Source organism: Arthrobacter sp. FW306-1B-F12A (assembly GCF_058781865.1).
Genome location: NZ_JBYSXD010000063.1, coordinates 1 through 24,646, shown reverse-complemented (window position 1 = coordinate 24,646; position 24,646 = coordinate 1). Strand labels below are relative to the sequence as shown.

Sequence of the window (24,646 nt, the reverse complement as noted above, 5' to 3'; positions counted from 1 at the left end):
CCCCCTGAACCCGAGCCGCCGCGCGAAATGGCGTAGATGACAAGCGCGACGCCGATCGCACCAGCGAGCGCGGCCGCGGACACGGCGGCACCGGACGCGCCGAACACCACAATGGCCAGGACTGCCGCGGCACTCGCACCGTAACTGATGCCGATGACGTCGGGGCTGGCAAGGGGGTTGCGGAGCATGGTCTGGAAGAGCCCGCCCGAGAGGCCGAACGCCACACCAATCAGGATTGCCAGCACGGCCCGCGGCAGTTTGTTTTCGATGACGATGAAGCTTGCGCCCGGGATCTTCTCCCCGCCCGTCAAGTGGGCAGTGAGGATCCTGAAGAAATCGGGGATGGTGACCGTGTAGCTGCCAAGGAGCACAGTCACCGCAAAGAGGACCACGACGCCGGTGCCCAGGAGTGCGGTCCTGCTGCGGAGGTTCACAGCGACGCCCCCTTGCCCCGGCGGACGAGCCACACGAAGACGGGGGCACCGAGGATGGCCGTCATGATGCCCGCGGGAACTTCGCCCGGCAGCAGCACTACCCGGCCGATCACGTCCGAAACCAGGAGGAGTGCCGGCGCGAGAACCATGGAGAACGGCAGGATCCAGCGGTAGTCCGGACCCGTAAAGAAACGCACGGCATGTGGAACCACGAGTCCGACGAATCCGATGGGACCAGCCAACGCCGTGGCCGATCCGCAGAGCAGCACGATTCCAAGCGCGGTGACGCCCCTGGCCAGGGTCACATTCTGGCCGAGCCCGCGGGCAACGTCATCGCCGAGGGCCAGGCTGTTGAGGATCCGCCCGCTGCCCAGCACGATCAACGCGCCAATCAGCAGGAAGGGCAATCCGGTCAACACCACGGACCAGTCGCTGCCGGCAATTCCACCCACCTGCCAGAAACGGAAGCGGTCCAGGGTGTCCTGGCTCGAAACCAGGATGACGTTCATTATCGAGTAAAGCCCCGCACTCAGCGCCGCCCCTGCCAAAGCGAGCTTCACCGGCGTCGCACCGTCACGCCCGATCGACGCAATCAGATAGACGACGACGGCGGCCGCCGCGGCACCGACGAAGGCGAACCAGATGTAGCCGCTCGCCCCCGAGATACCGAAAAGGTAGATCCCGGCGACCACAGCCAGTGCCGCCCCGGCGTTGACGCCCATGATGCCCGGGTCCGCAAGGGGGTTGCGGGAGACGCCCTGCATCGCGGCGCCCGCAAGGCCAAGGGCAGCCCCTGCCACCAAACCGAGCACAGTGCGTGGAATGCGGGTGTGGACCACCGCATGGTTCCCGTCGTCGGGGCTGAACTGCGTGAGTGCTTGCCACACGGTTTCAAGGGACAAGCCCCGTGCGCCGATCGCAAGCGAGGCCGCACAGGCAAGCGCAAGCACGACGACGGCGGCCAGCAGCCAGGCGGCGCGGTTGCCGCGTCCCCGGCCCCCGACGTCGGGCCCGGCCTTCGCGCGAACTGGCAGGTGTTGCCCTGTGGAAGCGATGTGAGGGTCATGAGCTGCCAGCTCGCGCGCCGTTCCGCCCGCGGAAGGTGGGCCCGCCGTCGTCGTGCTTTGTGTCATGTCAGGCGCATCGCTACTTGGTGGCCGCGTCGGCGCCCTTGGCCAGCTGCGGCAGGAACATGTCCAGTGCCCACGGCAAGCTCAGCGGCGAGGATGCGGAGATCGCCAGGGTGAGGGTGTTGTCGGAGTCTGCAACCAGGGCGCCCTTCTTGATCGCGGGGATCTGCCCCAGCAGGGGGTCCTGCTTGATTTGGTCAGTGGTCTTGGAATCCGGCACCCAGGTCACGAAGACGTCCGAGGAAAGCTCATTGGCCTTTTCGGCGGACCACGGAACGAAAAATTCCTTGGAGCCCTTGCTGGCGTTCTGCACCACGGGGGCGAGCTTCATGCCGATTTCGGACAGGAAACGCGGTCGGTTGTCGTTGGCTGTGTAGACGTTGACGCCGTCGCCCTTGGCAGGCTCAAGGTTGCCGTAGATGAAGGACTTGCCGGCGAGCTGCGGAAACGCGGCGACCTTGGTCTTGATAGTGGCCTCGGTGTCCGAGACGAGCTTGGTGGCCTCTGAGCTCTTACCCAAGGCCTGGCCGATGATCGTGGTGGCTTCCTGCCATGGCGTGCCGTACGCGAGTTCGGGTTGTGCCACCACCGGGGCAATTTCAGAGAGTTTCTTATAGTCGGCTTCGGTCAGGCCAGAGTACGCGGCAAGGATGACATCGGGGGCCAGCTTGGCGACTTCCGTGAAATTGATACCGTCGGCCTCGGAGAACTGGACCGGCGCCTTCGGGGTGCCAAAGCCGGCGCCCAACTTCTCGAGCGCGGCGTCCTTCCAGGGAGTGGAGCCCTTGCCGTTGTTGCCCCACGCAACCTTCGGTACACCGACCGGTACGACGCCGAGAGCCAAGGCGACATCGTCGTTGACCCACGAGACGGTCACCACGCGCTGCGGTTGCGACTTGATGGTGGTTTCACCGAAGACGTTCTTGATGGTGATTGGGAACTGACCGCTTGAGGCCGGCGTCGTCGCTGAACTGGCGGTGGTTGAGCCTGTCGAGCAGGCGGTGAGGGACAGTGCGACGGCGGCAAAGGCTGCGGTCGCTGCACCTGCGGTCTTCAGCAGGGCTCGGCGTGAGGGGCGGGAAGCCACGGGACTCCTTAGGTAAGTGATGCAAACCTAAGTAAGGCTAGCCTACCCTTCTGATAATTACGAAACATTTGCGTGGCGTAATTAATTCACGCCCTGCGTTCCCTCAAATGCCCGCTCACCTATCACGGCCAAAACCCCATCGCCCGCTCACCTATCACGGCCAAACGGCGATCGCTCGCTCACCTATAGCGACAAAACGGCGAACGCTCGCTCACCTATGGGAACAAACGGCACGGGAATTTTTGGACACCACCGACGACTTTTGCAAAGATGACAGAGCCGGTTGATTCAACGAACTGGCCAGGGCCGTGAAAGCGGCGAAGATCGAGAGGATGAGCATGCGCACTACACACGTTGGCGCTGCGATGGTTGGCGAGGTGGCCGTTTTGGCCTGCTTTGCAGCCCCCTCTGCGTCGGCCATCCCGCTCGGCGGCCAGGGAAACTAAACCCACCGCCCCTGCACTAGAAGCACGCTAAGGTTCCTTTGCGGTGCCCTCGGATCGCCAGACGCCATGCGTCCTTCCTCTTCGGAGCCCAATCGATCTGAAAGAACTTTGCCGTGCAGAAAATCACCGCCCAACAAATCCGTTCCTCATTCATCAACGCGAGCCGCTCGGAGGCCGCCAAACTCAACCTCCCGAAGGACTTCGATTCCCTCGACTGGGACAACCTCGAATTCCTTGGCTGGCGCGACGAAAAGATGCCCATGCGGGGCTACCTCGTCCTCCCGAACGATGATTCCCTCACTGGCATCATGCTGCGCGCACCCGAGGGAGGCTCCGGCAAGAAGCGCTCGGTCCTTTGCGAACTGTGCCGCGACGTGTTTTCCAAGGACGATGTGTATCTTTGGGTTGCCAAACGCGCGGGCCAATCGGGCCGCGACGGCAACACTGTGGGGACGTTGATCTGCGCAGAATTCGGCTGCTGCGCCAACGTCCGGAAGGAACCCCCGGCGAATGAGATCAATCCGGACCCGGCCGACGTCGTCGTTCGCCAAATCGCCGGGCTGCAGTCCCGGACCGCCCAGTTCCTGGGGCGGGTCCAAGGGAAGTAGACGCCTGCGGCGGACGCTCGCTCTATCTCTAGTGAGCGAGCGTCCGCCGGAAACCCGACATACGTGAGCGAGCGTCCGCCGGAAGTGCCACATACGTGAGCGAGCGTCGGGGCTAGCGGAGCACGATGTCCACGGGGTTGGCTTCGGAACGCCATTCGCCGGGCGCGCCCGGGGCGCCGATGACGGGGGCCGTGAGCACGCCGGAGCGGTTGGTTCGCTTGTCGCGCAGGATTTCCGTGACCGAACCAAGATGCCGGGACAGGTCGATGACGTTTTCGGGGGCCGCCAGCAACAACTGGAAGCCGAACTCGTGCAGGGCCTTGATGCCTGCGCCGGCGAACTCCTCCGACGCGAGGACGAACGCCTCGTCCATCATCACCGTTCCGTACGTTGTGAAACCCTGCTCAGCGATGCCCAATTGGTAGCTCAGGGCCGCCGCCATGATGAACGCAGTGAATCGCTGCCGCTCGCCACCGGACATCGAGCCGGTGTCCGCGTGCATGTACACCTCGGTCTTCTTGCCACCCCGCGGGCCTTGGACGGAGCGGTGCTCCTTGCACTGGATGAAGAGGTGCCCGCGGACATCCAGCACCTCGGCTCGCCAGCGCCGGTCCTCGGGGGTCTGCGAACCGAGCCGCTTGACCAGGGTTTCGAGCGACTTGTAACGGTTGGTGAGTTCGACGTCGTCGTCCGCCTCGGGTGAGCCCGCGGCCCCCGAAGCGGCGCCGGCCGCGCGGGACGGCCGCGAGTGGCGCGTCTTCAACGCGTTGTGGATGGCGTCCTTGAACTGCTTCGCAGTGGCGGGCAGCGTCTGTTTGATATCGAGTTCCAGGAAGCTGCCCTCGTGGAAGTTGACCTCGGACAGGATGCCGTTGAGGGGAAGGATGCGGCTCGTGATGGCACGGCGTTCCTCGTCAAGCAAGTGCAGCAAGGTGCTGAACGATTCATGCGTGCGCTGGTTGAAGAACTGCCGGAATTCGGCCTCCTGCGCGGGCAACCCTTCGCTGACGATCTGGTGGTAGCGGGACTCGAACTCCCCCGCGGCGCCGATCGAGGTCCCGTGGTCCGCGGAAATGGCGGTACCCCATTCGCGCACGAATCCTTCGAACATGCGCGTCAGCCGCTCGGCCAACGCCTGCCCGCGCGACTCAGTGGCATGCAGTTCCGCCAAGAGCTTGCTCCGGACTTCGGCAGCCAGGGTGTCGAGTTCATGGAGCTCGCCCACCTCGCCGAATGCGCTGAAGTACGGCTCGAGGGCAGCAACTGTAGCGCCCGACGGCGGCGCCTGGTCCAGGCGGTTGCGCGCAGCATCCAGGAGGGCGTCAGCCGTGGTCATCTGGTGGTCGAGCGTCTTGTATTCGCTCTGCAAAACCGCCGCCGAACCTGTGGAGGACTGGTGCTTTTCGCGTACGGCCTCGATATTTGCACGCAAGGGCTCCAGATCGGCCTGCGCGGCCAAGGCATCCTTGAGCCGCTGCTCGATCTTCGCGAGTTCCTCGGCCGCCACCGCTGCAGAGACCTGTTCCCAGCCACGCTCATCGTCGGCGATGCGACGCAAGGCATCGAGCTGGCGGGTCATGCCTTGGTGCGAATCCTCGCGGCTTTGGGCGAGTTCGGCGGCCTTCAGAAGCTCGTTCTCGAGCTCGCCGACCTTCGCGGCCACGAGCTCCAGCTTGGAAGCGTTGTCGAAACCGAGAACATAGTCTTGCCGGCTCGTGAAACGATCGTCCTTCTCCACTGTGTGCCTGTTGCGCTTGACCACTCCGCCCAGGCTCAGGCCTTTGTCCAACTTCGCGAGCTCGTCCGGGTCTTCCACGCACGGGTACGCGAAATCGAGGGCGATCCGCTCGCGGATCCACTCTCCGGCGTCGGCGTTCGCCCCCAAGGTGAGGATGTTCAGCTTCGTGAGCAAATCGCCGTCGGACACGTCCTCCACAGCCAAGGCCCCGCCGGCGAACGGTTTGGAGACGTCCACTGCCCGCAGCGCGCCGCGGACCGTGTTGTCGTTCAGGTAGCGCGTGACGGCGGCGAAGTGCTCTCCGGGAACAAGCAGCGTCGTGGCGAGGTTCCGCAGGGCGCGCTCGGCCGCGGGCCGCCACTGTTCCTCACCCTCGGCGAGGTCTATCAGCTCGCCTGCAAAGGGCATCCGGTCCTCGGGAACGCCAGTGGCTGCCGCGATTGCGGCGCGGTTTTCAATGCTCGACGGCGGCAGCAGGGACTTGCGCGTCTTCAACGAGACGAGCTCCTGCTGGGCTGCGGCGAGTTCGCGTTTCTTGGTGGCGTGGCCGTCGAAAGCTTCGAAGCGGAGTTCCCGCAGCGCTTCCGAATCGTCCTTGAGTTCGGCGGAGCGGCTCGCTGCCTGCTCGTGGGCCTGCTCCCAACCCTCAGCCGTCCACTCAAGGTTGAGTCCGGCGTCGGCCAATGCTTGGCGTGCCGCCTCCTCCACCTGCTGGCGAAGCTTGAGGCCGACCCGGGCATTTTCGAGCGACTGCTCGATCGCCGAAATCGCGTTACCGCCCTGGTTGTTGTAATCCGACTCGAGCTGGCGAAGCTCCTTGGCGAGCGCGTCCCGGACGCCCCGCTCGGCGCTGAGCTCCTTGGCTTTCGCCTGGGCAAGGTCCTTGAAACGGGCCAAAGTCTTGGCATGGACCGTGACCGAGAGCTGCTGCTTGTAGGCGTCGAATTCCTCGCCGCTGAGCTCCCGGAGCCGGTTGGCTTCCAGCAACGACTGGGCATACTCCTTGTTCATCCCAGGGACGGGGGCGAGCTGGTCGCGCTGCTGGCGCACGTCCTCCAGCCGCTGCCTGATGGACATGAGGTTGCTGAATTCCTCGACGACGTCGTCCGCAGCAGTGAGCGTCGCGGGCGCGTCGAGCACCTGGTCGCGGAAGAACGTGTTGACGCTGCCGCCGAGCCCCTTGCCGGCCTGGATCACCCGCAAAAGCGGAAGCGCCTGGTCCGAGTTGATGCCGAGAAGCCGCCGGAAACGCTCCGCAAAGGCCTTGTGCACATCGAAGATCTGGGCGTCCGGGAAGATTGTCTCCAGCGCGCCCTTGGTGAAGCGCTTCTCCGCGATGCCCTCAATCGCGCCGAGATCCAGGGGCTTGTTGTCAATCACATAGAACCGGCCGACGCTGGACTCCGTGCCGTTCTTGGGCAGGTCGAAAAGGGCCGAGATCGTCACCTTGGTGCCGGCAGCGTTGTCGAACGTCAGCGCGACGGCGGACCACGTGGCACCGGGGCGCTGGAAGGCACTCGCCGAACCCTCGCCCACGGCCTTGTCGCCCACTTTTCCACGCATGTACGTGAACGTGGTCCTCTTGTCCTCCACAGCCCCGCCGGCCCGCTGCGCCGCAGCCTCATTGGAGCGCGGACGGGCATCGAAGACACGCAGCATGGCATCGAACAACGTGGACTTGCCGACGCCTGAGTTGCCTGTCAGCAGGGTGCCGTTGCGGTCCACGTGCATCGTGTGGGCGCCGTGGAACGTGCCCCAATTGACCACCTGGACCAAGGCGAGGCGCATCTGGCCCGGGTTGGTGAGTTCGCCGATCGGAAGCATCGTCGCAATGGTCACTTGGCTGCCTCCTTGGTTTCGTCAGTTGCGTCAAGTGTCGTTGCGTCAGTTGTGGTCGCCTTTGCCTCCGCGGTGGATGCGTCACCACTGCTGTCGGTCACCACGTCGTCCTCTTCCCCGGTGTCGGACTCAGCGTCGTCGTTGGAGTTGGGGTCGTCCGTTTCCGTTAGTTCGATGAGGGGTTCAGTGCCTGATTCGTCGGCTGCTACCGCGATCAGTGCCTCGATTTGGGCCGGGATGTCGCCGATGTTTTCGAAGGGGAGGGCTAGCGGGAGGGCCTTGGAGATCGCGAACGTGTCCTCGATGCCCGTGGGCAGGAGGAGTTGGCGGGCCAGGAGCTTCGTGATGGTGCGGTTCACGACGTCGGTGTCGCGGAGGGCGTCTTGTTGGCCGGATGGCTGGTAGTGCGCCACGAGTTCGGCGATTTCTTCGCGGGTGATCACAGGCTCGGTCTGGGCAGTGACGTGGCGGTCGAGAAGGAGCCTCAGGCGCAGAAGCACGATGGTTTCGACCCGGCTCAACGCACGTTGCTGACGAAGGATGCTCGAGCGGGTGCTTCCTCCGATGGCTTCGGGATCGACGGGACGGAGCACCGCGATCTTGCGTTCGTGGTCCAGTTGCAGGTTCAGGAAAAGCTCGGAAAGCCGGCTGCGGAGGATCACTTGGTTGTCCAGAAGGGTGGTCCAGAGCTTTTCGTCGCGGCCGCCGTCGACATACGGACCCTTGAGCAGCCGCACGAGAGCCTGGCGGACCTTCATAGACAGCACGCCGGTGTCGCCCGGGAACAACGCCGCGCCGTCTACGAATGTGTCGCGCGGCGTGACGCGGAAGGGATCGGAGTGGACATGCTGCGCTATGTCCACTCTTTGTTCCGAAGAGGGGGCATGCTCGGTGTGGTGGGCGTCAGTCATCGGAATCCTTAGTCAGGGTCACGAGCGGCAGGTACGCGGTGCGTGTGCTGCCATCGATTTGTTCGAAGTCGATGTTTTCCCAGGTGGCCCGGTCGAACGCCGCACCACCGTGCAGCGCTTCGGACAGAAGGGCCCGGACGGTGTTGATGTGCCGTTCACCCTCCGGGAGGTTCGCCCAGGCCTCTGCCAGTGTGGCTGCGCCCGCCATGGCGGAGCGGACGACGTCGGGCCTTGCCTTCGCGGAGCGAAGTGAACGCACGCGGTCCGAATCGCTGAAGGCGATGGGGTCGGCGAGCTTTGGCGGCGCCGCGAACTCATCCGGGTCAAAGAGCTTGACCATGGCGAGGGATTCGAATCCCGCATTGAACAACACCGGGCCTCGGACCAGGCCGGGACGGTCGCGCTCGTACGGCATCGAGCGGATAGCCTGTTCGGCTTCGCGCAAGACCTGCCGGAGCCGGACGGACTGGCGGATATCGTCGCTCTGGATGTAGTTGTTGAGGCTCTCCGAAAGCCGGCCGTAGATGCGCTGGATCTGGCTGTGCTGCGTGCGCAGTTCCGCCACGAGGTTCTTGAGGGTTTCCCTGTCCTCATGGCTGAGGTCATCCGCGAATTGGCGGCTCAGCACGTCGCCGATCGCCGAACGGAAGCGCAACTGTTGCTGCGGGTCCTCAAGGAACGCCGTGAAGGAACGGAAGGTACGGCCTTCGGGGCTCTGCCGCAAGCGTTTGTCCGCCTCCAGGACCTGCGCCATCGTTGCACCCTTGCTGAGCGACTCCTCGATGATCTGGTTGCGGAGCTCGCCTACCAGTTCTTCGATGCGGTCACGCATCTTCTTGTAATCGGCAGGCAGGCTTGCCGCAAGGTCCAGGATGTTCCCGGCTGCTTCGACGGCTTCCTCATCATCCAAAAGACCGTCGAAGTCGCCGGAACTGATGTCTTCGATCAGCTGCTGCCGCTCCTGGATCTCCTCTTCAAGGGATTCCAAACGGGCGCTCTGGTCCGGGTTCGTCTCGTTGGCGAGCTTTTCGACGTCGCCCAGCAACGTCCCGAGCCTGGAACCGTTGAGCGTGGAACGTTCGCTGGAGAGGCTGTCCAGGAATGCCAGGACTCTTGCGGCGGCCTCGGTGATTTCGTAGACGATCTGGCCGGACTGGCTGCGTCGGGTCAGGAACTGCTTTCGGGTCCATTCGTCCGCAAAGGCCTTGCCGCTCCCCTGGCCGCCCAGCCCGGGATCCTGCCTGCGGAGCTGCTCGAGGAAAGCGTCGACGTCGGCATGGAACTCTTCGAGCGGCAGCTGAGGTTTCGTTCGGGTGAAGGATGCCTGGAGCACCGCGATGACCCAGGGCGCCGAGCGCGTGAGGACCCAGGCGGGGCCTTTGGTCAGGAGTTCGAGATCCCTGAGCCGCGCACTGATGGCGTCGGCTGAGGACATTGCTGAGCGGGACACTTACTCTCCTTCAGCTGCCGCGGAACCTTCTGGCAGCGGAAATCCCGAAAACTGCCCCGTACAAGGTTAACGCAGGGTGCGCCGCAACCCTTCCGTGATCTACCTCCCGGTAGGGTTTCGATCGCGTATCAACAGTCCCGACGCCGGTGTCGTTGCTAGCTGAACCGACGACGCCGCCCCTAATGTCGACACCAACGACGTCGACGCTCCGACGTCGGCTTTGGCAGCGTTGCGGAGGGGACCCAATGCAGTTCGACTTGACGACCTTAGACACCAGCACTTATGTCTTCGCGGGAACACTAATCCTTGGCCTGGTTCTGGCAGCCTTCATCGCGGTAGCCGCAATGGCCGCACTTGCGTTGCTCGGCGCCGGAAGCCTCGCCTGGTACACCGTGAAGAACGTGCTGGGCGGGCTGGTCCACGGCATCAATTTTGCGTGGGACCAGCTGGTCCACCAGGCCGGAAAAGTGGAACTGCCAGTGGAATTCCCGTCCCAGACCGCCCCTAGCACAGGTACCTACCCGCGAGTAGCATTGAGGGACAGCTGAAGGGTCCACCACCCGAGGCGGATCCTGGGCTCGAAACCGGCACAACCGGCAAGAGGAGTCCTCCCATGACCTCCGCCACTGACAACAAGAGCAACGGTGTCACGGCCGCAGAAGCCCGCGCAGTCGCCGAGGCCGCCCGCGACACCGAATGGAACCGCCCCAGTTTCGCGAAGGGGCTGTATTTGGGAGACTTCGATCTGGGGCTGATCCATCCTTGGCCCCAGGCAAGAGCCGACGACGTCGAGCGCGGCGAAGAGTTCATGGCGAAGCTGACGGAGTTCTGCGGCACCATGTCCGGCCGAGCCATCGAACGCGATGCCAAGATCCCGGACGAATACCTCGCTGGCCTCACCGGGTTGGGCGTTTTCGGCATGAAGATTCCGCGCGAGTACGGCGGCTTGGGCCTCTCGCTGGTCTACTACGGCAGGGCGTTGGCGCTGTTGGGATCAGTCCATCCGAGCCTCGGCGCGTTGCTCTCGGCCCACCAGTCCATCGGCGTCCCGGAGCCGGTCAAAGTCTTCGGCACGCCCGAACAAAAACAGGAGTACTTGCCGCGTTGCGCCGCTGGCGCCATCACGGCGTTCCTGCTGACCGAGCCCGACGTCGGCAGCGACCCCGCCCGGATGGGCTGCACCGCAGTGCCAAGCGACGACGGCGAGTCCTACCTTTTGGACGGCGTCAAACTTTGGACCACCAACGGCGTGATCGCCGAATTGGTAGTGGTCATGGCGGTTGTCCCTGCCCGCACAGCCCCCGACGGGACGGTACTCAAGGGCGGGATCACGGCGTTCGTGGTGGAAATGGACTCACCCGGCATCACGGTGGAGAACCGCAACGCCTTCATGGGCCTGCGCGGCATTGAGAACGGCGTGACAAGGTTCCACCAAGTCCGCGTACCTGCAGCCAACCGGCTGGGCCGCGAAGGCCAGGGACTCAAGATCGCGCTCACCACGCTCAACACTGGCCGGCTTTCGATCCCTGGCCTTTGCGTGGCGGCGGGTAAGTGGTCGTTGAAGATCGCCCGCGAATGGTCCAACGCCCGCACCCAATGGGGCCGTCCGGTCGGAAAACATGAGGCCGTCGGCAAGAAGATCGCGTTCATCGCCGCCACCACCTTTGCCCTTGAAGCCGTTTTCGAACTGTCCGCCGAGATGGCCGACGCCGGCCAGAAGGATGTGCGGATCGAGGCTGCGCTGGCCAAACTTTGGTCCACTGAACTGAGCTACACGGTGGCTGATGAGTTGGTCCAGATCCGGGGTGGCCGCGGGTTTGAAACGGCGGATTCCCTGGAGGCCCGTGGAGAACGCGCGGTGGCCGCCGAGCAGTTGCTGAGGGACATGCGCATCAACCGGATCTTCGAAGGCTCGTCCGAAATCATGCGCCTGCTCATCGCCCGCGAAGCCGTCGATGCCCACCTTTCGGCCGCGGGCGAGCTCGCCTCCGCAGACGCAACCCTGCAGGAGAAGGCGCGTGCCGCCGTCGGCGCCTCAGGTTTCTACGCCAAATGGCTCCCTAAGCTGGTGGCCGGGGCCGGCATGGACCCCCGGTCCTACAGTGAGTTCGGGCGCCTCGCGAAGCAACTGAGGTATGTGGAGCGGGCTTCGCGCCGGCTCGCCCGGCAGACGTTCTACGGCATGGGCCGCTGGCAGGCAAGGCTTGAATACAAACAAGCGTTCCTGGGCAGGATCGTGGATATCGGGGCCGAGTTGTTTGCCATGGCAGCGTGTTGCTCACGGGCCGAGATGCTGCTGCAGACCGCACCGGAGCAAGGCGCGGCGGCGTACGAGCTCGCCGAGGCTTACTGCGAGCAAGCGCGGATTCGCGTGGACGGATACTTCGATCAGTTGTGGCGGAACACCGACGACATCGATCATGAGTTGTCCTCGAACGTCCTCGCCGGCGACTATGCATGGCTTGAGGCCGGAATCCTTGACCAATCCGAAGGAACAGGTCCGTGGATCGCCGATGCCACCCCGGGCGCCTCGTCCAAGGAGAGCCTGCACCGGAAGTACCGCTGAGGCTGATGCCGATCGACGCGGCTAGCCGACGTCGCCGTCGAGGTAGTACCAGCGCCGTTCGATCCGCAGGAAGCGGCTATTCTCGCGCTGGACTCCGCGTTCGCCGTCGGAACGGTAATGTGCTGCGAACTCGACCGTCCCTTCGGTGTCCAAGGGTCCGCCTTGGCACGTGGCCAGGATGTCCAGCCTGCGCCATTCAATGTCCGGGTCCAGGTCCAGCCCTGCAGGCCTGGTGTCCGGGTGCCACGTGCGCAAAAGGTAATCGCTGTCAAGGACAACAAAGGCGGAGTAGCGCGAACGCATGAGCTGTTCGGCCGTGGGCGCGTCGGAGTCTCCGCGATGGAAGCGTCCGCAGCACTCGGTGTACTGCTCTCCGGACAAACAGGGGCAAGCGCCTAGTCGTAGGCGGGCCGGATCGAGTGGCATTGAAGCCCAATCTTGAAGAGAAGGTGAGAGCTAGGCAACAAATTCTGTCACAGCAGATAACAGCTTCGAAACAACCTCGGCGAGCCGGAGTTTGGCGGATGATTCCTTAAGATTTCGCCCTTAGGCTAGATGACATGCCCGCAGACCTTCGGTTGCGGCGTCCACCCCACAACTCTGGCTCGAGGAGGCTACGTGGAGGATCCAACAACACTTGGCCTCAATCTGACTTTTTTTGGAACGCTCGGGCTGGCTTTGTTGATGTCCATTGGTTTGGGCTTCCTGATGGTTGTCACTTTGGTGCTGGCCGGCGTCGCGAAGCTGGTTTGGATCATCCTGCTCGCGATGGTCGGGATCTTCCCGAAACGCGATGCCGTACCGGTTGTGCACTTGCCACCAAGGCCTCGACGTGCCCCCGTCCCGCCGTCGGATTCCGAGGAACCGACCTCGGCGGACGACGGCTTGCTGGGCGCAGGGCCGTCCGTTCCTCGGGAACCGCGTCCTGGGTTTGCTGGGACCACCAAGCTACTGTGGTCGGCGTCGTGGTCAGCCGTCCGGAACGTCCCTTGGAAGTCGCTGGTCAACCCACGGACGTGGCCCAAGCCTGCCCAGATCAAGGACGGTATCGCAGCCACAGCCACAAACCAGGCGAAGGAACATCCTTTTGTGGTCGCGATAAAGCAGGATCCTCCGGTCCTGAACAGCCAGTGGGCTGCCGCCGTCGCCGAGGCCGATGCCCGGGCTGCAGCACGCGACGCTGAACGGGCCGCGGAAGCGTCAGCTTCGGACCCGGAACCGCCGGCTTCCGACGAACCCGTTGAAGGGAACGTGGCGGAATCGTCGGGGACTGGCACGCCGGTCCGCGAACACCGGGGAGAACCACATGGCGGCAAACCCGTATCTTCCGGCCGTGTGACGGCCTCAGCAGGGTCCCGCCCCCGGGCCTAGCGCCCCGCAGTGCCCGCCTGACCCAATCCTCAGTTCCCGGCCGACCCAACTGACTAGCATTTGTTGTCGTTTTGGAGGCTCATAACGACAACAACTGCGAGTCAGTTGGGGCCGCGACCAAGCTCACGCGGCCAATTGCCTGAACCCGGCCCCGTGGTAGATGAGGGGCTCGGCGTCGTGGTTGATCTCCACGGACTTCACTTCGAGGACGACGATCGCGTGGTCACCCGCCGGGGTTTCTGAGACCACTTCGCATTCAAGCACCAGCGCTGCGCCGTCGATCAACACCGCCCCGGCGTCGCTCGTTGAGGTCGCCAGGCCAGCGAATCGGTCCTGGGTCCGCGAGGAGAGCTGCAGGCACACGGCTTCCTGGCCCTGGGCCAAGATGGAAACACCCAGTCGCGGGGCGCGCCGGAGCTTGGGCCATGTGGTGGAGGAGTTCTGCACCGCGAACATGACCAGCGGTGGTTCGAGCGAGACTCCCACTGTGAAACTCGATGCCACCAGGGCCTCCGGCACGAATCCGACCATGGCACTGAAGGCCGCCACGCCTGAGGGAAATTGCGCGAACGCCTGCTTGATCGAAGCGGTTCCATCCACCGTTGCCTGGGTCATGGCGGGTTCCTTTCTCTGTAGTTTCGTGCCTGCCTTTCTACTAATTCACTCGGGGCCGATAACGGCAATATTTGTGTATTCGCGTGTCGAATGAAGTCAATTCATAATTCGTCATACCTTGTTTCATTACCCCGCAATACGAAAAGCGAAGAATTTGTACGTTTTTCGAGTGTCCCGGGGCACGACATGTGTAGCGTCGTGTCAATCCATTGCACAGCCTTGATTCTTCACGGAGGAAGCCGGAGATGAGCCTCAGCGAGCTTCGAACCCTGGGACGCACAGGTGCCCTGATCAGCCCCCTTACCCTGGGAACCCTCAACCTTGGGACGGGTTCGGCGCCCACGGGCGCAGAGGAAAGCGTCCGCATCATCCATTCGGCCCTCGACGCCGGCATCACCAGCGTCGATACCGCGGACATCTATTCGCAGGGCGAGGCGGAAGCCATTGTGGGCCGGGCCCTCCACGGCAGGCGGGATGATGTTTTCCTTTCCACCAAGTTCCACGGACAAATGGGGCCGAATCCCGCGCATGCAGGCAATTCCCGGCGCTGGATCATGAAGGCCGTGGAAGGCAGCCTGAACCGCTTGCAGACGGACAGGATCGACCTTTACCAGGCACACCGTCCGGACTACAACACCGACGTCCTGGAAACCATCACGGCCCTCAACGACCTCATCCGGCAGGGCAAGATTCTCTACTACGGAACGTCGGTGTTCACGCCGTCGCAGCTTGTGGAGGCACAGTGGATCGCCACCACCAACCACCTCATACCGCCAGTGGTGGATCAGGTGCCCTATTCCTTGTTGGTCCGCGCGAATGAGCGCGACGTCTTTGCAATCACGCAGCAGTACAACCTTGGCGTGCTCAGCTATGGACCGCTCGACGGCGGCTGGCTCTCCGGGAACTACCGCGTGGGAGTCCCCCAGCCCGCAAGCTCCCGCGCGTCGGCCGTTCCCGGGCGCTTCGACGTCTCTGCACCTTTCAACAGGAACAAACTCCTGGCCGCCGATGCCTTGGGCCGTGTCGCCGAACGGCATGGGCTCACCCTCATCCAGCTTGCTGTCGCCTTTGCCCTGAACCATCCGGCCGTCAGCAGCGTGGTTATCGGTCCGCGCACGGAGGACCATCTGGTCGACTACCTCAAGGCCGCGGATGTTGTCCTCAACGAAGCCGTGCTGGATGCCATAGACGAGATCGTGGCGCCCGGTACCAACTTCCTGGAGCGCGACGCAGGTACCGTTGTCCCCCACCTTGAATACGCGGAACTTCGACGCCGGTAACCGGCTTCGCGTTGGAGCCGCCGGTTCGCGCGCCGACTATACTCGTTCGCAATCATGACTAGCCTTCCGACTTCCGCCCAAACATCAAAAACCGGCAATGTGCGCATTGATGCCTGGCTCTGGGCGATCCGCGCTTACAAGACCCGTTCCGCTGCCACAACCGCTTGCCGGGCGGGGCATGTGCGAATCAACGGGAACCCGGTCAAGGCTTCACAGTCCGTGATTATCGGCGACACAATCCGTGTACGGCAGCCCGGCTTCGAGCGCATCCTTGAGGTCCGCAGGCTCATTGCGAAAAGGGTAGGGGCCGAAGCAGCGTCCCATTGCTTCACCGACCACACACCGGAGCGTCCCGCCGCGCCCGCCCTCGGGCTGCCGCAGCGCGATCGCGGCGCGGGACGGCCCACCAAGAAGGACCGGCGCGACATGCAGAAGCTCAAAGGTCAGTAGAAGACCGGGCCAAAGGCGGGTCGGGAAGCTCGCCGCTCGGACCGGCGTCGGGCAGTTTTGTCCCTCGGCTCTGCAGGAGCGTGAGCGCCGCGTAAAGCGACGGCGTAAAGTGGCAAGGGACGCCGATTCTGGACGCCGCGCTGCCGAAGGAGAGAACGTGACCATTGACTGGGACGAAAAACGGGCCTTGCTACAGGAGCCCAACATTGCTGCCGTGACGCAGCTGTGCGACGAACTGATGGCCAAACGGCCCGGTTCCACCGTGCCTTACATCGATCCGGTGCATGACGAAGATGAGTGCCGGATCGTCACCCTCCAGACCAGCCCCGGGCGGGCCCCCACCTCGGGTTTCGTATCGCACCTCAACGACGACGACGCCGCCCGACGTGCGCAGCTGATCTATGACTCGGCCGACTTGGACGTCCGCTACGTCATGCCGTGGAACTGCTACCCCTGGGTCCGCGACCCCGAACTGCCGCCGGCACTGAGCGCACAGGAGAAGACCGACGGTCTCCGTCCGTTCCGCCAGTTCCTCAAGATCAACAAGAGAGTCTCCGCCGTCGTCGCTCACGGCGCGGAGGCCGCCGCTTTCCTGGCACTGTTCGAGAAGACGTACCACTCGCCGCTCCGGCAGCACGGGATCAAGGTCTACAAGGCAAGCGCGCTCGGTGGACGGGCATTTGCCTTGTCCGAGGCGAAGCAGCAGGAACTCCTGGCAAAGAACATCGAAACTTACCGGGACGCCATGCAGAGGGCGGGCATCCAGCACCTGTAGGGAAGCGCTTAGGACCCCACGACGGCGCGAAGGACTTCCCTTGCGGTATCTTCCCATCGCGGCAACTCCCCGCTGGCTGCCTCGGCCGCTGACTGCCATCGCTTCCGCAGGGCAGCGTCGCCCAGCCATCTCCGAAGGATGTTCTCCAGCGATCCGATTCCCGCGGTGAGATCGATGGCTTCACCGGCACCGTGGGCTCCGAGCGATCCGACGGCTCCGGTTCCCTTTCGGACCACTACCGGTATGCCGTGCGCCAGGGACTCCTGGACCACCATGCCGAAGGACTCCGAGTGTGAGATCAACAGACTGAGGTCAGCCCGGTTCCACTGGTCCTCCAGGGCCGGGCCGGAGAGCTCGCCTGTTGTTTCCACCCGTTTTTCCAGTCCATTCCGGAGGATGCGTTCCTGCACGGCCGCGGCGTACGAGGGGTCTGCTTTTGTGGAGCCAACAAGCGCCGCTGTCCACGCCAGGTCCTTGATCCGTGCCAACGCGTCGACGAATAGGATCTGGTCCTTATTGGGTAGCAGCACGCCCACCATGATGAAATGCGGTGCCGCCCCAGCGTCTCGCGAACTCGGCCGTGCTTTCGATGGGAGATCTACCCCGGGGATCGCCAAGTGCACGTTGCCCAGGCCTAGGGTTCTGGCCGCTTCGGCAGTCCGGGAACCAGTACTGAGAAGACCCGTCGCTGCGCGCAGCGCGCTCGTTTCTACTGGATTCTCCCCGGAAGGGGGCATGTGGAGCAGCACCCAGACACGGCGCCCGGCAGCGGCTGCGCTCTCAATTTCCGCGGGTGCACCCGAGGCAATCAGGCCGTCGACAATGTAGATGGCCGGTTCCCCTCCGGTAAGTGCAGCTGCAAAGCGGTTCCGGTCTGCTGCACTCCCCAAAGGCCAGCCGCCGTCGAGCTTGCAGACCGAGACCTCCGTGCCCAGGCCCCGGAGGGCTTCAGCCAGCTTCGCGTTGTAGATGTTTCCCCCGGAACGATGGCGCACATTCGCGGGCAAAATCATGCGGATCTTGACCAAGGGCTACTCCCCTCCATAGAGCCGGTTGTTTGGCCTCGCAGTCCTCAGACCATGGTGCTGACCATATAACCCGGGCGGGTGGTGTGGTAGGTGAACTGCACATCCGGCGCGGGGCATCGGCGGTAGATTGTGGGCATGGGACAGACTTCTTCAGACCGCCGGGACGTGTTCGCTGATTGGATCTTGAGTGTCGCGGAGTTCACCCACGCACACTGGTTCTTCGGCAACCTCTATGAGGCCATCGTCAAAATCCCGGACCGGGTCGCGGCCTCGGCAGCGAGCAGCGAACTCCCCCGAACCCCCTTTGGAGCGGGAAGCCCCGGGCGCTACTACGCGCCGATCGCGCCTCTCAGCGCCCCTGCCGCCGTCGCTGCCCTGGTCGCCGGGTGGAAGCATTCCGACAATCGGGCTTGGCTGATGGTGGGCGCAGCCAGCTCCGCCACGGGGGCAGCAGCTACGGCGTACCTGCTTCGGTCAGTCAACCCCAAGCTTTTCTTCAGCCCCTATCCGCTCGAAGAGACTCGCCGCAGGCCCCTGTTGAAGCGCTGGTACAGGGTCCACGCCCTCAGGCTCACGGCCAGCGCGGTTGCCCTGGCCGCCATCCACCAGGCCCGCACGATCCGGCTGAGAAGTCACGGATAAGAATCCGCCGTGGGCGCCGACAAAGATGCGGCGTACAATATTCTGTACGCAACTCAGGGAGATCACCATGCGCACACTCAGCTACTCGGAATCTCGAGCCCACTACAAGGAAACTCTCGACGCCGTCACGAATGACCGCGAAGAAGTAATCATTACCCGGCCAGGCAAGGAAGACGTCGTCATGGTTTCGCGTGATGACTACGAGTCCCTCCGTGAGACCGCTTACTTACTGCGCAGTCCAGCCAACGCGCAAAGGATCCTGTCGTCCATCGAGGAACTGGAAGCTGGCCGAGGCGTGACCCGGGATATCGTTGAATGAGGCTGATCTGGTCCTCAGCGGCGTGGGACGACTACGTTTGGTGGCAATCCCAAGATCGCAAGACGCTAAAGAGAATCAACGGGTTGCTACAGGACATAGCCCGGCACGGCAATGAGGGCATCGGCAAGCCTGAACCCCTGAAACATGGTTTCCACGGGTATTGGTCACGGCGCATCACGGACGAACATCGCCTGGTGTACAAGTTCGTCGAAACTGACGATGGCGTCGAAGTGCTTATCGCCGCTTGCAGGTACCACTACGGCAATTGAGGGAAATGCTGGCGGTTCCTGATCCGCGATTCGCCGAAGTCAACTCCCACCTGGCCAATCTCCCACGGTCCGCGGCCCCTGTGCAATGGCCTGCCCACAGCCACATGGGGTACCCAGCGAGGCGAGCGGAATCCAAGGGCAGGGGAGCTGAGGATGAAGTCGTCGATGTTGTCGACAAGCAGTTCATCCAGGAGTTCATGAAGCGCGTGTACAAGGGAGACCTGAAAGTCATGCACCGAGGCGGGCACATCTACTTCCAGCCCGCATACCCCGCCGCTGCCCAGGACGATCAGGCTTTCGGCGCTGCCGGAGAAGGCCTCCAGTACGGGCAGTGCCTCAAGCCACGCGACGGTCCTGAGCATGGCCGAATCGGCGCGGGTGTTGCCTTTGGTCCAATCAGCCACGTCCCGGCAGAAGTCATCCAGGACGCCCAAGTGCAATAGCGTCATGTGCAATCCCCGCTGCCTGCGCAAGGCAAACACGTACCGCGACAACTCCTCATAGTCCGCAGGCCCTGCCCCGACACCGAGGACCGGCACCTCCACTGTGATGGGCGGTGCTGTCTGTGTCGTTGAATCCCATCCCCCGCGCGGACGGTTGGCCATGGGAGTAATTATGCTCCCAACATTGACACCGCCCTGTGACCCGTGCCATATTCGTAGAGTGAACCTGTCAGACAGCCGGACAGCCGGACAGGCCGCCACTGGACAGCCAGCCGTCAGCCAGAAAGCTGCAGCTGGCCAGCGCACCGCCACAAGCGGCGCCGTCCCCCGGCCGGCCCAAGGAGCCCAAGGGGCCCAGCCAGCCAGCCCCCGGCCCCTCGCCCGCTTCAGTGCAGCGGAAGCTGTGTTCAGCGCCATCCGCCAGGACATTGAAAACGGAGCCGTGCAAGTGGGGGCCAAACTCAGCTCCGAAGCCACCCTGGCAACGCAATACGGGGTGAGCCGCTCGGTCATCCGTGAGGCGCTCCGCTCCTGCACTGCGCTGGGACTGACGGTCACCAAGACCGGCAGAGGCACGTTCGTCGTCGCGGACAGGGTAGCCAACGACCTCACACTCGGCCAGTACTCGGCACGGGACCTCAACGAGGCCCGCCCCCATATCGAAGTACCGGCAGCCGGCCTGGCTGCGAAACGCCGCAGCCTGGAAGAACTTGAGCACCTCAAGGAAATTGTCGATTCAATGGCAGCCGAGACCGACCCTGAGACCTGGGTCAGCCTCGACGCCAGTTTCCATTCTGCCATCGCCCGCGCAAGCGGCAACAAGGTCTTCGAAAGCGTTGTCGCAGACATCCGCGAAGCCCTCGCCCATCAATCCGAAACCTTGAACATGGTGGCCGACCGCCAGCATGTTTCAGACGATGAACACCTCCGCATCGTCGAAGCCATTGAAGCCGGCGACTCCCCAGCCGCCGAAGCCGCCATGGCCGACCATCTCAGCGCCGTCAGCGTTGCGTTGGACACCATCCTCAGCAAATGATCCACCAACTGAAGGAAGTCATGCCCACCCCGCATGCAACGCGCACCGCTATGCCCGAAACCACCCCGGCAGGGACGATTCCGCCAACCCCGCGCCACGTCCCCCTCGCGGAACAGACCCGCGACGGCCTGGTCGAGAGCGTCCACTACGGCTCCCTCATCGCCGTCGGGCCTGACGGTGAAACACTCCTCCAAGCGGGCGATCCCGACGCCGCGTTCTACCCGCGGTCCTCCCTCAAACCGCTGCAGGCGGTCGCCATGGTCCGAGCGGGACTCAAGCTTCCGGAGAACCTCCTCGCCCTCACCGCCGCAAGCCACTCCGGCGCCGCGATGCACCTCGACGGTGCCGCACGCATCCTCGAAATGCACGGCCTGGACAAAAGCGCGTTGGAAAACAGCACCGACCTTCCCTACGGCATCGCCGAGCGCGAAGCATGGCTCCGCAGCGGCTGCGAGCCCACCCAGCTCGCACAGAACTGTTCCGGCAAGCACGCATCCATGGCCGCCACGTGCGTCATCAACGGCTGGCCGGTCCAGGGTTACCTGCACCCCGGGCATCCCCTCCAAGTGCTCGTGAAGGACACCATCACCGAACTCACGGGGGAAGACGCGTTGGCAGTCAGCACCGACGGTTGCGGCACCCCGCTCTTCGCCCACAGCCTGCACGGCATGGCCCGGGCCTATGGCCGCATGGCGGCGGCGGAAAGCACGGAAGCGGAAGGCCAAGTAGCCCACGCGATGCGCGCCTTCCCGGAGATGGTGGCCGGCGAGGGGCGCGACGTCACAGCGATCATGCGTACAGTTCCCGGGTTGCTCGCCAAGGACGGCTTCGAAGGCCTCCAGCTCATCGGCCTGCGGAACGGCACAGGCATCGCCATCAAGATTTCCGACGGCGCCGACCGCGCCCGCATGCCCGTCACCGTCCGCGTCCTTGAGGAACTGGGGCTCGACGGCGGCCAGCTCGCCACGCTCGCCAGCCCGCCTGTGTTGGGCGGCGGCCACCCTGTTGGCGTGCTCCGTGCCGCGAACTTCCTTGCATCCAACTGACGCAGCCAAACAAGCACAAAGACCAAAGGACAGCAATGACTTCTGCCGTGCCCACCACGACAATTCCAGGGTTCCGCTCGGAACACGATCTCCTCGGTGACCGCGACGTCCCTGCTGATGCCTACTGGGGCGTGCACACGCTGCGTGCCATCGAGAACTTCCCCATCACCGGCCACCCCTTGGCCAGCAACGCCAACCTCGTCAAGGGCCTCGCCGCGGTCAAGCTCGCCGCTGCGCGCACCAACCGCGAACTCGGTCTCCTCGACGACGAACGGGCCGACGCGATCGAACAAGCCTGCCAGGACATCCTGGACGGCAAGCTCCACGAGCAGTTCATGGTGGACGTTATCCAAGGCGGTGCCGGCACCAGCTCCAACATGAACGCCAACGAGGTCATTGCCAACCGGGCCCTTGAAATACTTGGCCACCCCAAAGGCGACTACGCCAGGCTGCACCCGAACGACCACGTCAACCTGAGCCAGTCCACCAACGACGTCTACCCCACCGCCGTCAACCTGGCCACCATTTTCTCGGTCCAGGGCCTTCTCGAGGCTCTTCAGGAACTCCAGGTCGCCTTCGCGGAGAAGGGCCAGGAATTCCGCACCGTGGTCAAGATGGGCCGCACGCAGTTGCAGGACGCCGTCCCCATGACCCTCGGCCAGGAATTCGGCGGCTACGCAGTGACCGTGGGCGAGGACCGGGCTCGACTGGCCGAGTCCCAGCTGCTCATCCACGAGATCAACCTCGGCGCAACCGCCATCGGGACCGGCCTGAACGCTCCCGTTGGATACGCCGCAGCGGCCTGCAGGCACTTGGCCGAGATCACCGGCCTGCCGCTGGTCACCTCGGTGGACCTCATCGAGGCCACCCAGGACGTAGGCGCGTTCGTCCACCTCTCCGGTGTGCTCAAGCGCGTCGCCGTCAAGCTTTCCAAGATTTGCAACGATCTCCGCTTGCTGTCCTCCGGACCGCGTGCGGGACTGGGCGAGATCAACCTCCCGGCTGTGCAGTCGGGATCGTCCATCATGCCAGGCAAGATCAATCCGGTGATCCCGGAAGTGGTCAGCCAAGTGGCGTATGAAGTCATCGGCAACGATGTCACAGTCACCATGGCAGCCGAAGCCGGACAGCTCCAGCTGAACGCCTTCGAACCGATTATCGTCCACAGCCTCCACAAGAGCATCTCCCACCTGGAAGCCGCGTGCCGCACACTCACGTCGCGCTGCATTCGGGGCATCACCGCGAATACCGAACACCTGCGCCTCACCGTAGAGCAGTCGATCGGACTCGTCACGGCACTCAATCCGCACATCGGCTACGCCTCCGCCACCGCCATCGCCCAGGAAGCGCTGGCAAGCGGCAAGGGCGTCGCCGAGCTCGTTCTCGAACACGGCTTGCTGACCTCGGAGCAGCTCGATGAGCTCCTCCGCCCCGAACGCCTGGCCAACCTCAGCAACTAGGCTGAGCCGCGCAGAGCGTCCGACGACGGCGCCACTCACCAGCCGCCGTCGGGCCTGAACACGCGAAGAAACAGGCCGGACGGCAAGATCCGGACCCCCAACAGGACACCCCCTAAGGATTCCCATGACCAATGCACCCATCACGGACCACACGGTCCCTCCGCAGGCGCACTCCACTGAAAAGCTCCTCCACGCCGAGGACAAGGGCTATCACAAGAGCTTGAAGCCGCGTCAGATCCAGATGATCGCAATCGGCGGCGCCATCGGCACCGGCCTGTTCCTGGGTGCCGGCGGCCGCCTCAACGCTGCGGGCCCTTCCCTTGTCATCGCGTACGCGGTCTGCGGCTTCTTTGCCTTCCTGATCCTGCGCGCGCTTGGCGAACTCGTGCTGCACCGCCCGTCCTCGGGCTCCTTCGTCTCCTACGCCCGCGAGTTCTTCGGCGAGAAGGCTGCGTTTGTGTCCGGCTGGTTCTACTGGATCAACTGGGCAACCACCACCATCGTGGACACCACGGCCGCGGCCCTCTACATGAACTTCTTCGGCAAATATGTCCCTTGGATCGGAGTCGTCCCGCAGTGGGCCTGGGCACTGATCGCGCTTCTGGTGGTGCTTTGCCTGAACTTGGTCTCGGTCAAGGTCTTCGGCGAAATGGAGTTCTACTTCGCCCTGATCAAGGTGGCCGCGCTGGCGGCGTTCCTGGTGATCGGCACGTACTTCGTCATCTTCGGCACGCCGGTACCGGGCCAGGAAGTGGGCTTCAGCCTCCTCACGGACCACGGCGGTATCTTCCCCACCGGCATGCTGCCCATGATCATGCTCATGCAGGGCGTTCTGTTCGCCTACGCCTCGATTGAGCTTGTGGGCACGGCAGCGGGCGAAACGGAGAACCCCGAGAAGATCATGCCCAAGGCCATCAACTCAGTGGTCTTCCGCATCGCCGTCTTCTACGTCGGTTCCGTCATCCTGCTGGCGTTGCTGCTGCCGTACACCTCCTACGTCAAGGGTGTCAGCCCGTTTGTGACCTTCTTCGGCCACATCGGCGTACAAGGCGTGGACGTGATCATGAACCTCGTGGTCCTGACCGCCGCCCTGTCCTCCCTGAATGCCGGGTTGTACTCCACGGGCCGCATCCTGCGCTCCATGTCCGTGGCCGGTTCCGCTCCCAAGTTCGCCCAGCGCATGAACAAAGCCGGCGTCCCCTACGGCGGCATCGCCATCACGGCCGGCGTCTCCCTGCTCGGTGTTCCGCTGAACTACCTCGTACCGTCCGACGCCTTCGAGATCGTCCTCAACGTCGCCTCCGTGGGCATCATCGTCACGTGGGCCACCATCGTCTTGTGCCAGATGCAGCTCAAGCGCTGGGCCGACAAGGGCTGGCTGAAGCGTCCGTCTTTCCGGATGTTCGGCGCCCCCTACACTGGCTACCTTTCGCTGCTGTTCCTGGTGGGCGTGCTGGTGATGGTGTTCATCGACTCTCCGCTCACCATGCTGGTTACGGCCATCGCCTGCGCGCTCATTGTGGTTGGTTGGTACATGTGCCGCAAGCAAATCCACGAGATCGCCGCAGCCCGGGACGGCTTCACGGGCAGCTCGCCGGTCATCGCCAACCTGCCGGTTGCCGGTGCCGAGGACAGGATCTAGCCCCCAGTACTGAGTGCCCGACGGCGGCACCCGCGGTTCCGTTCGCGCGGAACCCGGGTGC

Annotated in this window: 24 protein-coding genes; 14 read left to right on the top strand and 10 right to left on the bottom strand. The window is 63.9% G+C overall.

What is annotated here, in order from left to right; all coding sequences use genetic code 11:
• The 3 genes from AC3WJU_RS20675 to AC3WJU_RS20665 all read right to left on the bottom strand — a co-directional run.
• On the bottom strand, positions 1 to 434 hold a 434-nt coding region (locus AC3WJU_RS20675), incomplete at its 3' end, for an iron chelate uptake ABC transporter family permease subunit (protein WP_492260722.1).
• Positions 431 to 1,567, bottom strand: a complete 1,137-nt coding sequence (locus tag AC3WJU_RS20670; protein ID WP_492260721.1) for a FecCD family ABC transporter permease — start codon at positions 1,565 to 1,567, stop codon at positions 431 to 433. The genes AC3WJU_RS20675 and AC3WJU_RS20670, both read right to left, overlap by 4 nt.
• A gap of 13 nt (positions 1,568 to 1,580) precedes the next feature.
• Entirely contained in the window at positions 1,581 to 2,651 is a 1,071-nt protein-coding gene (locus AC3WJU_RS20665; RefSeq protein ID WP_492260720.1) for an ABC transporter substrate-binding protein, read from the bottom strand.
• Between the two features lie 559 nt (positions 2,652 to 3,210).
• Between AC3WJU_RS20665 and AC3WJU_RS20660 the strand changes: the two genes are divergently transcribed.
• A complete protein-coding gene (locus AC3WJU_RS20660; protein WP_492260719.1) occupies positions 3,211 to 3,705 on the top strand; it encodes an FBP domain-containing protein in 495 nt (164 codons plus the stop codon).
• A 112-nt stretch (positions 3,706 to 3,817) separates the two neighbouring features.
• Here the strand turns inward: AC3WJU_RS20660 and AC3WJU_RS20655 are convergent, their stop codons facing one another.
• The 3 genes from AC3WJU_RS20655 to AC3WJU_RS20645 are packed head-to-tail and all read right to left on the bottom strand — an operon-like array spanning position 3,818 to position 9,643.
• The gene (locus AC3WJU_RS20655; protein ID WP_492260718.1) at positions 3,818 to 7,282 is read right to left on the bottom strand and encodes an ATP-binding protein; all 3,465 of its coding nucleotides are present in this window, start codon (positions 7,280 to 7,282) and stop codon (positions 3,818 to 3,820) included.
• On the bottom strand, positions 7,279 to 8,193 hold the full coding sequence (locus AC3WJU_RS20650) for a DUF4194 domain-containing protein (RefSeq protein WP_492260717.1): 915 nt from the start codon (positions 8,191 to 8,193) through the stop codon (positions 7,279 to 7,281). The genes AC3WJU_RS20655 and AC3WJU_RS20650 overlap by 4 nt, the downstream gene beginning before the upstream one ends.
• A complete protein-coding gene (locus tag AC3WJU_RS20645; protein WP_492260716.1) occupies positions 8,186 to 9,643 on the bottom strand; it encodes a DUF3375 family protein in 1,458 nt (485 codons plus the stop codon). The genes AC3WJU_RS20650 and AC3WJU_RS20645 overlap by 8 nt, the downstream gene beginning before the upstream one ends.
• Before the next feature lie 245 nt (positions 9,644 to 9,888).
• Here AC3WJU_RS20645 and AC3WJU_RS20640 point away from each other — a divergent pair, with 245 nt between their 5' ends.
• Complete coding sequence (locus tag AC3WJU_RS20640) at positions 9,889 to 10,191, top strand: hypothetical protein (protein ID WP_059388681.1); 303 nt, start codon at positions 9,889 to 9,891, stop codon at positions 10,189 to 10,191.
• A 65-nt stretch (positions 10,192 to 10,256) separates the two neighbouring features.
• Positions 10,257 to 12,209 carry an acyl-CoA dehydrogenase family protein gene (locus AC3WJU_RS20635; RefSeq protein WP_492260715.1) on the top strand — a complete coding sequence of 651 codons (1,953 nt, stop codon included), beginning with the start codon at positions 10,257 to 10,259 and terminating at the stop codon, positions 12,207 to 12,209.
• Between the two features lie 21 nt (positions 12,210 to 12,230).
• Here AC3WJU_RS20635 and AC3WJU_RS20630 read toward each other — a convergent pair whose 3' ends face one another.
• On the bottom strand, positions 12,231 to 12,635 hold the full coding sequence (locus tag AC3WJU_RS20630) for a YchJ family protein (RefSeq protein ID WP_492260714.1): 405 nt from the start codon (positions 12,633 to 12,635) through the stop codon (positions 12,231 to 12,233).
• Positions 12,636 to 12,827: 192 nt separating this feature from the next.
• On the opposite strand from AC3WJU_RS20630, the gene AC3WJU_RS20625 reads away from it, so the two are divergent.
• Positions 12,828 to 13,580, top strand: coding sequence for a hypothetical protein (locus AC3WJU_RS20625; protein ID WP_492260713.1), 753 nt, complete (start codon positions 12,828 to 12,830; stop codon positions 13,578 to 13,580).
• 123 nt (positions 13,581 to 13,703) lie between these two features.
• On the opposite strand, the gene AC3WJU_RS20620 is transcribed toward AC3WJU_RS20625, so the two are convergent.
• Positions 13,704 to 14,195, bottom strand: coding sequence for a flavin reductase family protein (locus tag AC3WJU_RS20620; protein WP_492260712.1), 492 nt, complete (start codon positions 14,193 to 14,195; stop codon positions 13,704 to 13,706).
• Positions 14,196 to 14,440: 245 nt separating this feature from the next.
• Between AC3WJU_RS20620 and AC3WJU_RS20615 the strand changes: the two genes are divergently transcribed.
• The 3 genes from AC3WJU_RS20615 to AC3WJU_RS20605 all read left to right on the top strand — a co-directional run bounded on the left by AC3WJU_RS20615 (position 14,441) and on the right by AC3WJU_RS20605 (position 16,700).
• Positions 14,441 to 15,475 carry an aldo/keto reductase gene (locus AC3WJU_RS20615; RefSeq protein ID WP_059388687.1) on the top strand — a complete coding sequence of 345 codons (1,035 nt, stop codon included), beginning with the start codon at positions 14,441 to 14,443 and terminating at the stop codon, positions 15,473 to 15,475.
• Between the two features lie 54 nt (positions 15,476 to 15,529).
• Positions 15,530 to 15,925, top strand: coding sequence for an RNA-binding S4 domain-containing protein (locus AC3WJU_RS20610; protein WP_236813437.1), 396 nt, complete (start codon positions 15,530 to 15,532; stop codon positions 15,923 to 15,925).
• 157 nt (positions 15,926 to 16,082) lie between these two features.
• Positions 16,083 to 16,700, top strand: a complete 618-nt coding sequence (locus tag AC3WJU_RS20605; RefSeq protein ID WP_059388685.1) for a uracil-DNA glycosylase family protein — start codon at positions 16,083 to 16,085, stop codon at positions 16,698 to 16,700.
• Positions 16,701 to 16,708: 8 nt separating this feature from the next.
• Here AC3WJU_RS20605 and AC3WJU_RS20600 read toward each other — a convergent pair whose 3' ends face one another.
• Positions 16,709 to 17,728, bottom strand: a complete 1,020-nt coding sequence (locus tag AC3WJU_RS20600; protein WP_492260711.1) for a glycosyltransferase family 4 protein — start codon at positions 17,726 to 17,728, stop codon at positions 16,709 to 16,711.
• Between the two features lie 135 nt (positions 17,729 to 17,863).
• Here AC3WJU_RS20600 and AC3WJU_RS20595 point away from each other — a divergent pair, with 135 nt between their 5' ends.
• The 3 genes from AC3WJU_RS20595 (at position 17,864) to AC3WJU_RS20585 (ending at position 18,958) form a co-directional block, all read left to right on the top strand.
• On the top strand, positions 17,864 to 18,370 hold the full coding sequence (locus tag AC3WJU_RS20595) for a hypothetical protein (RefSeq protein ID WP_332602901.1): 507 nt from the start codon (positions 17,864 to 17,866) through the stop codon (positions 18,368 to 18,370).
• A gap of 67 nt (positions 18,371 to 18,437) precedes the next feature.
• Positions 18,438 to 18,689 carry a type II toxin-antitoxin system Phd/YefM family antitoxin gene (locus AC3WJU_RS20590; protein WP_306963534.1) on the top strand — a complete coding sequence of 84 codons (252 nt, stop codon included), beginning with the start codon at positions 18,438 to 18,440 and terminating at the stop codon, positions 18,687 to 18,689.
• Positions 18,686 to 18,958, top strand: a complete 273-nt coding sequence (locus AC3WJU_RS20585) for a Txe/YoeB family addiction module toxin (RefSeq protein ID WP_284991979.1) — start codon at positions 18,686 to 18,688, stop codon at positions 18,956 to 18,958. The genes AC3WJU_RS20590 and AC3WJU_RS20585 overlap by 4 nt, the downstream gene beginning before the upstream one ends.
• Here the strand turns inward: AC3WJU_RS20585 and AC3WJU_RS20580 are convergent.
• The gene (locus tag AC3WJU_RS20580; RefSeq protein WP_332602900.1) at positions 18,946 to 19,563 is read right to left on the bottom strand and encodes a hypothetical protein; all 618 of its coding nucleotides are present in this window, start codon (positions 19,561 to 19,563) and stop codon (positions 18,946 to 18,948) included. The two genes, AC3WJU_RS20585 and AC3WJU_RS20580, sit on opposite strands and share 13 nt — an antisense overlap.
• A 58-nt stretch (positions 19,564 to 19,621) precedes the next feature.
• On the opposite strand from AC3WJU_RS20580, the gene AC3WJU_RS20575 reads away from it, so the two are divergent.
• From AC3WJU_RS20575 to AC3WJU_RS20560, 4 genes are all read left to right on the top strand, one after another.
• Positions 19,622 to 20,437: a FadR/GntR family transcriptional regulator gene (locus tag AC3WJU_RS20575; protein WP_307053254.1), complete on the top strand. Its 816-nt coding sequence runs from the start codon at positions 19,622 to 19,624 to the stop codon at positions 20,435 to 20,437.
• A 20-nt stretch (positions 20,438 to 20,457) separates the two neighbouring features.
• The gene (locus AC3WJU_RS20570) at positions 20,458 to 21,483 is read left to right on the top strand and encodes an asparaginase (RefSeq protein WP_492260723.1); all 1,026 of its coding nucleotides are present in this window, start codon (positions 20,458 to 20,460) and stop codon (positions 21,481 to 21,483) included.
• A gap of 35 nt (positions 21,484 to 21,518) precedes the next feature.
• Entirely contained in the window at positions 21,519 to 22,943 is a 1,425-nt protein-coding gene (gene aspA, locus AC3WJU_RS20565; RefSeq protein WP_059388689.1) for an aspartate ammonia-lyase, read from the top strand.
• A gap of 124 nt (positions 22,944 to 23,067) precedes the next feature.
• Positions 23,068 to 24,585, top strand: coding sequence for an amino acid permease (locus AC3WJU_RS20560; protein WP_059388690.1), 1,518 nt, complete (start codon positions 23,068 to 23,070; stop codon positions 24,583 to 24,585).
• The last annotated feature ends 61 nt before the right edge of the window (positions 24,586 to 24,646 follow it).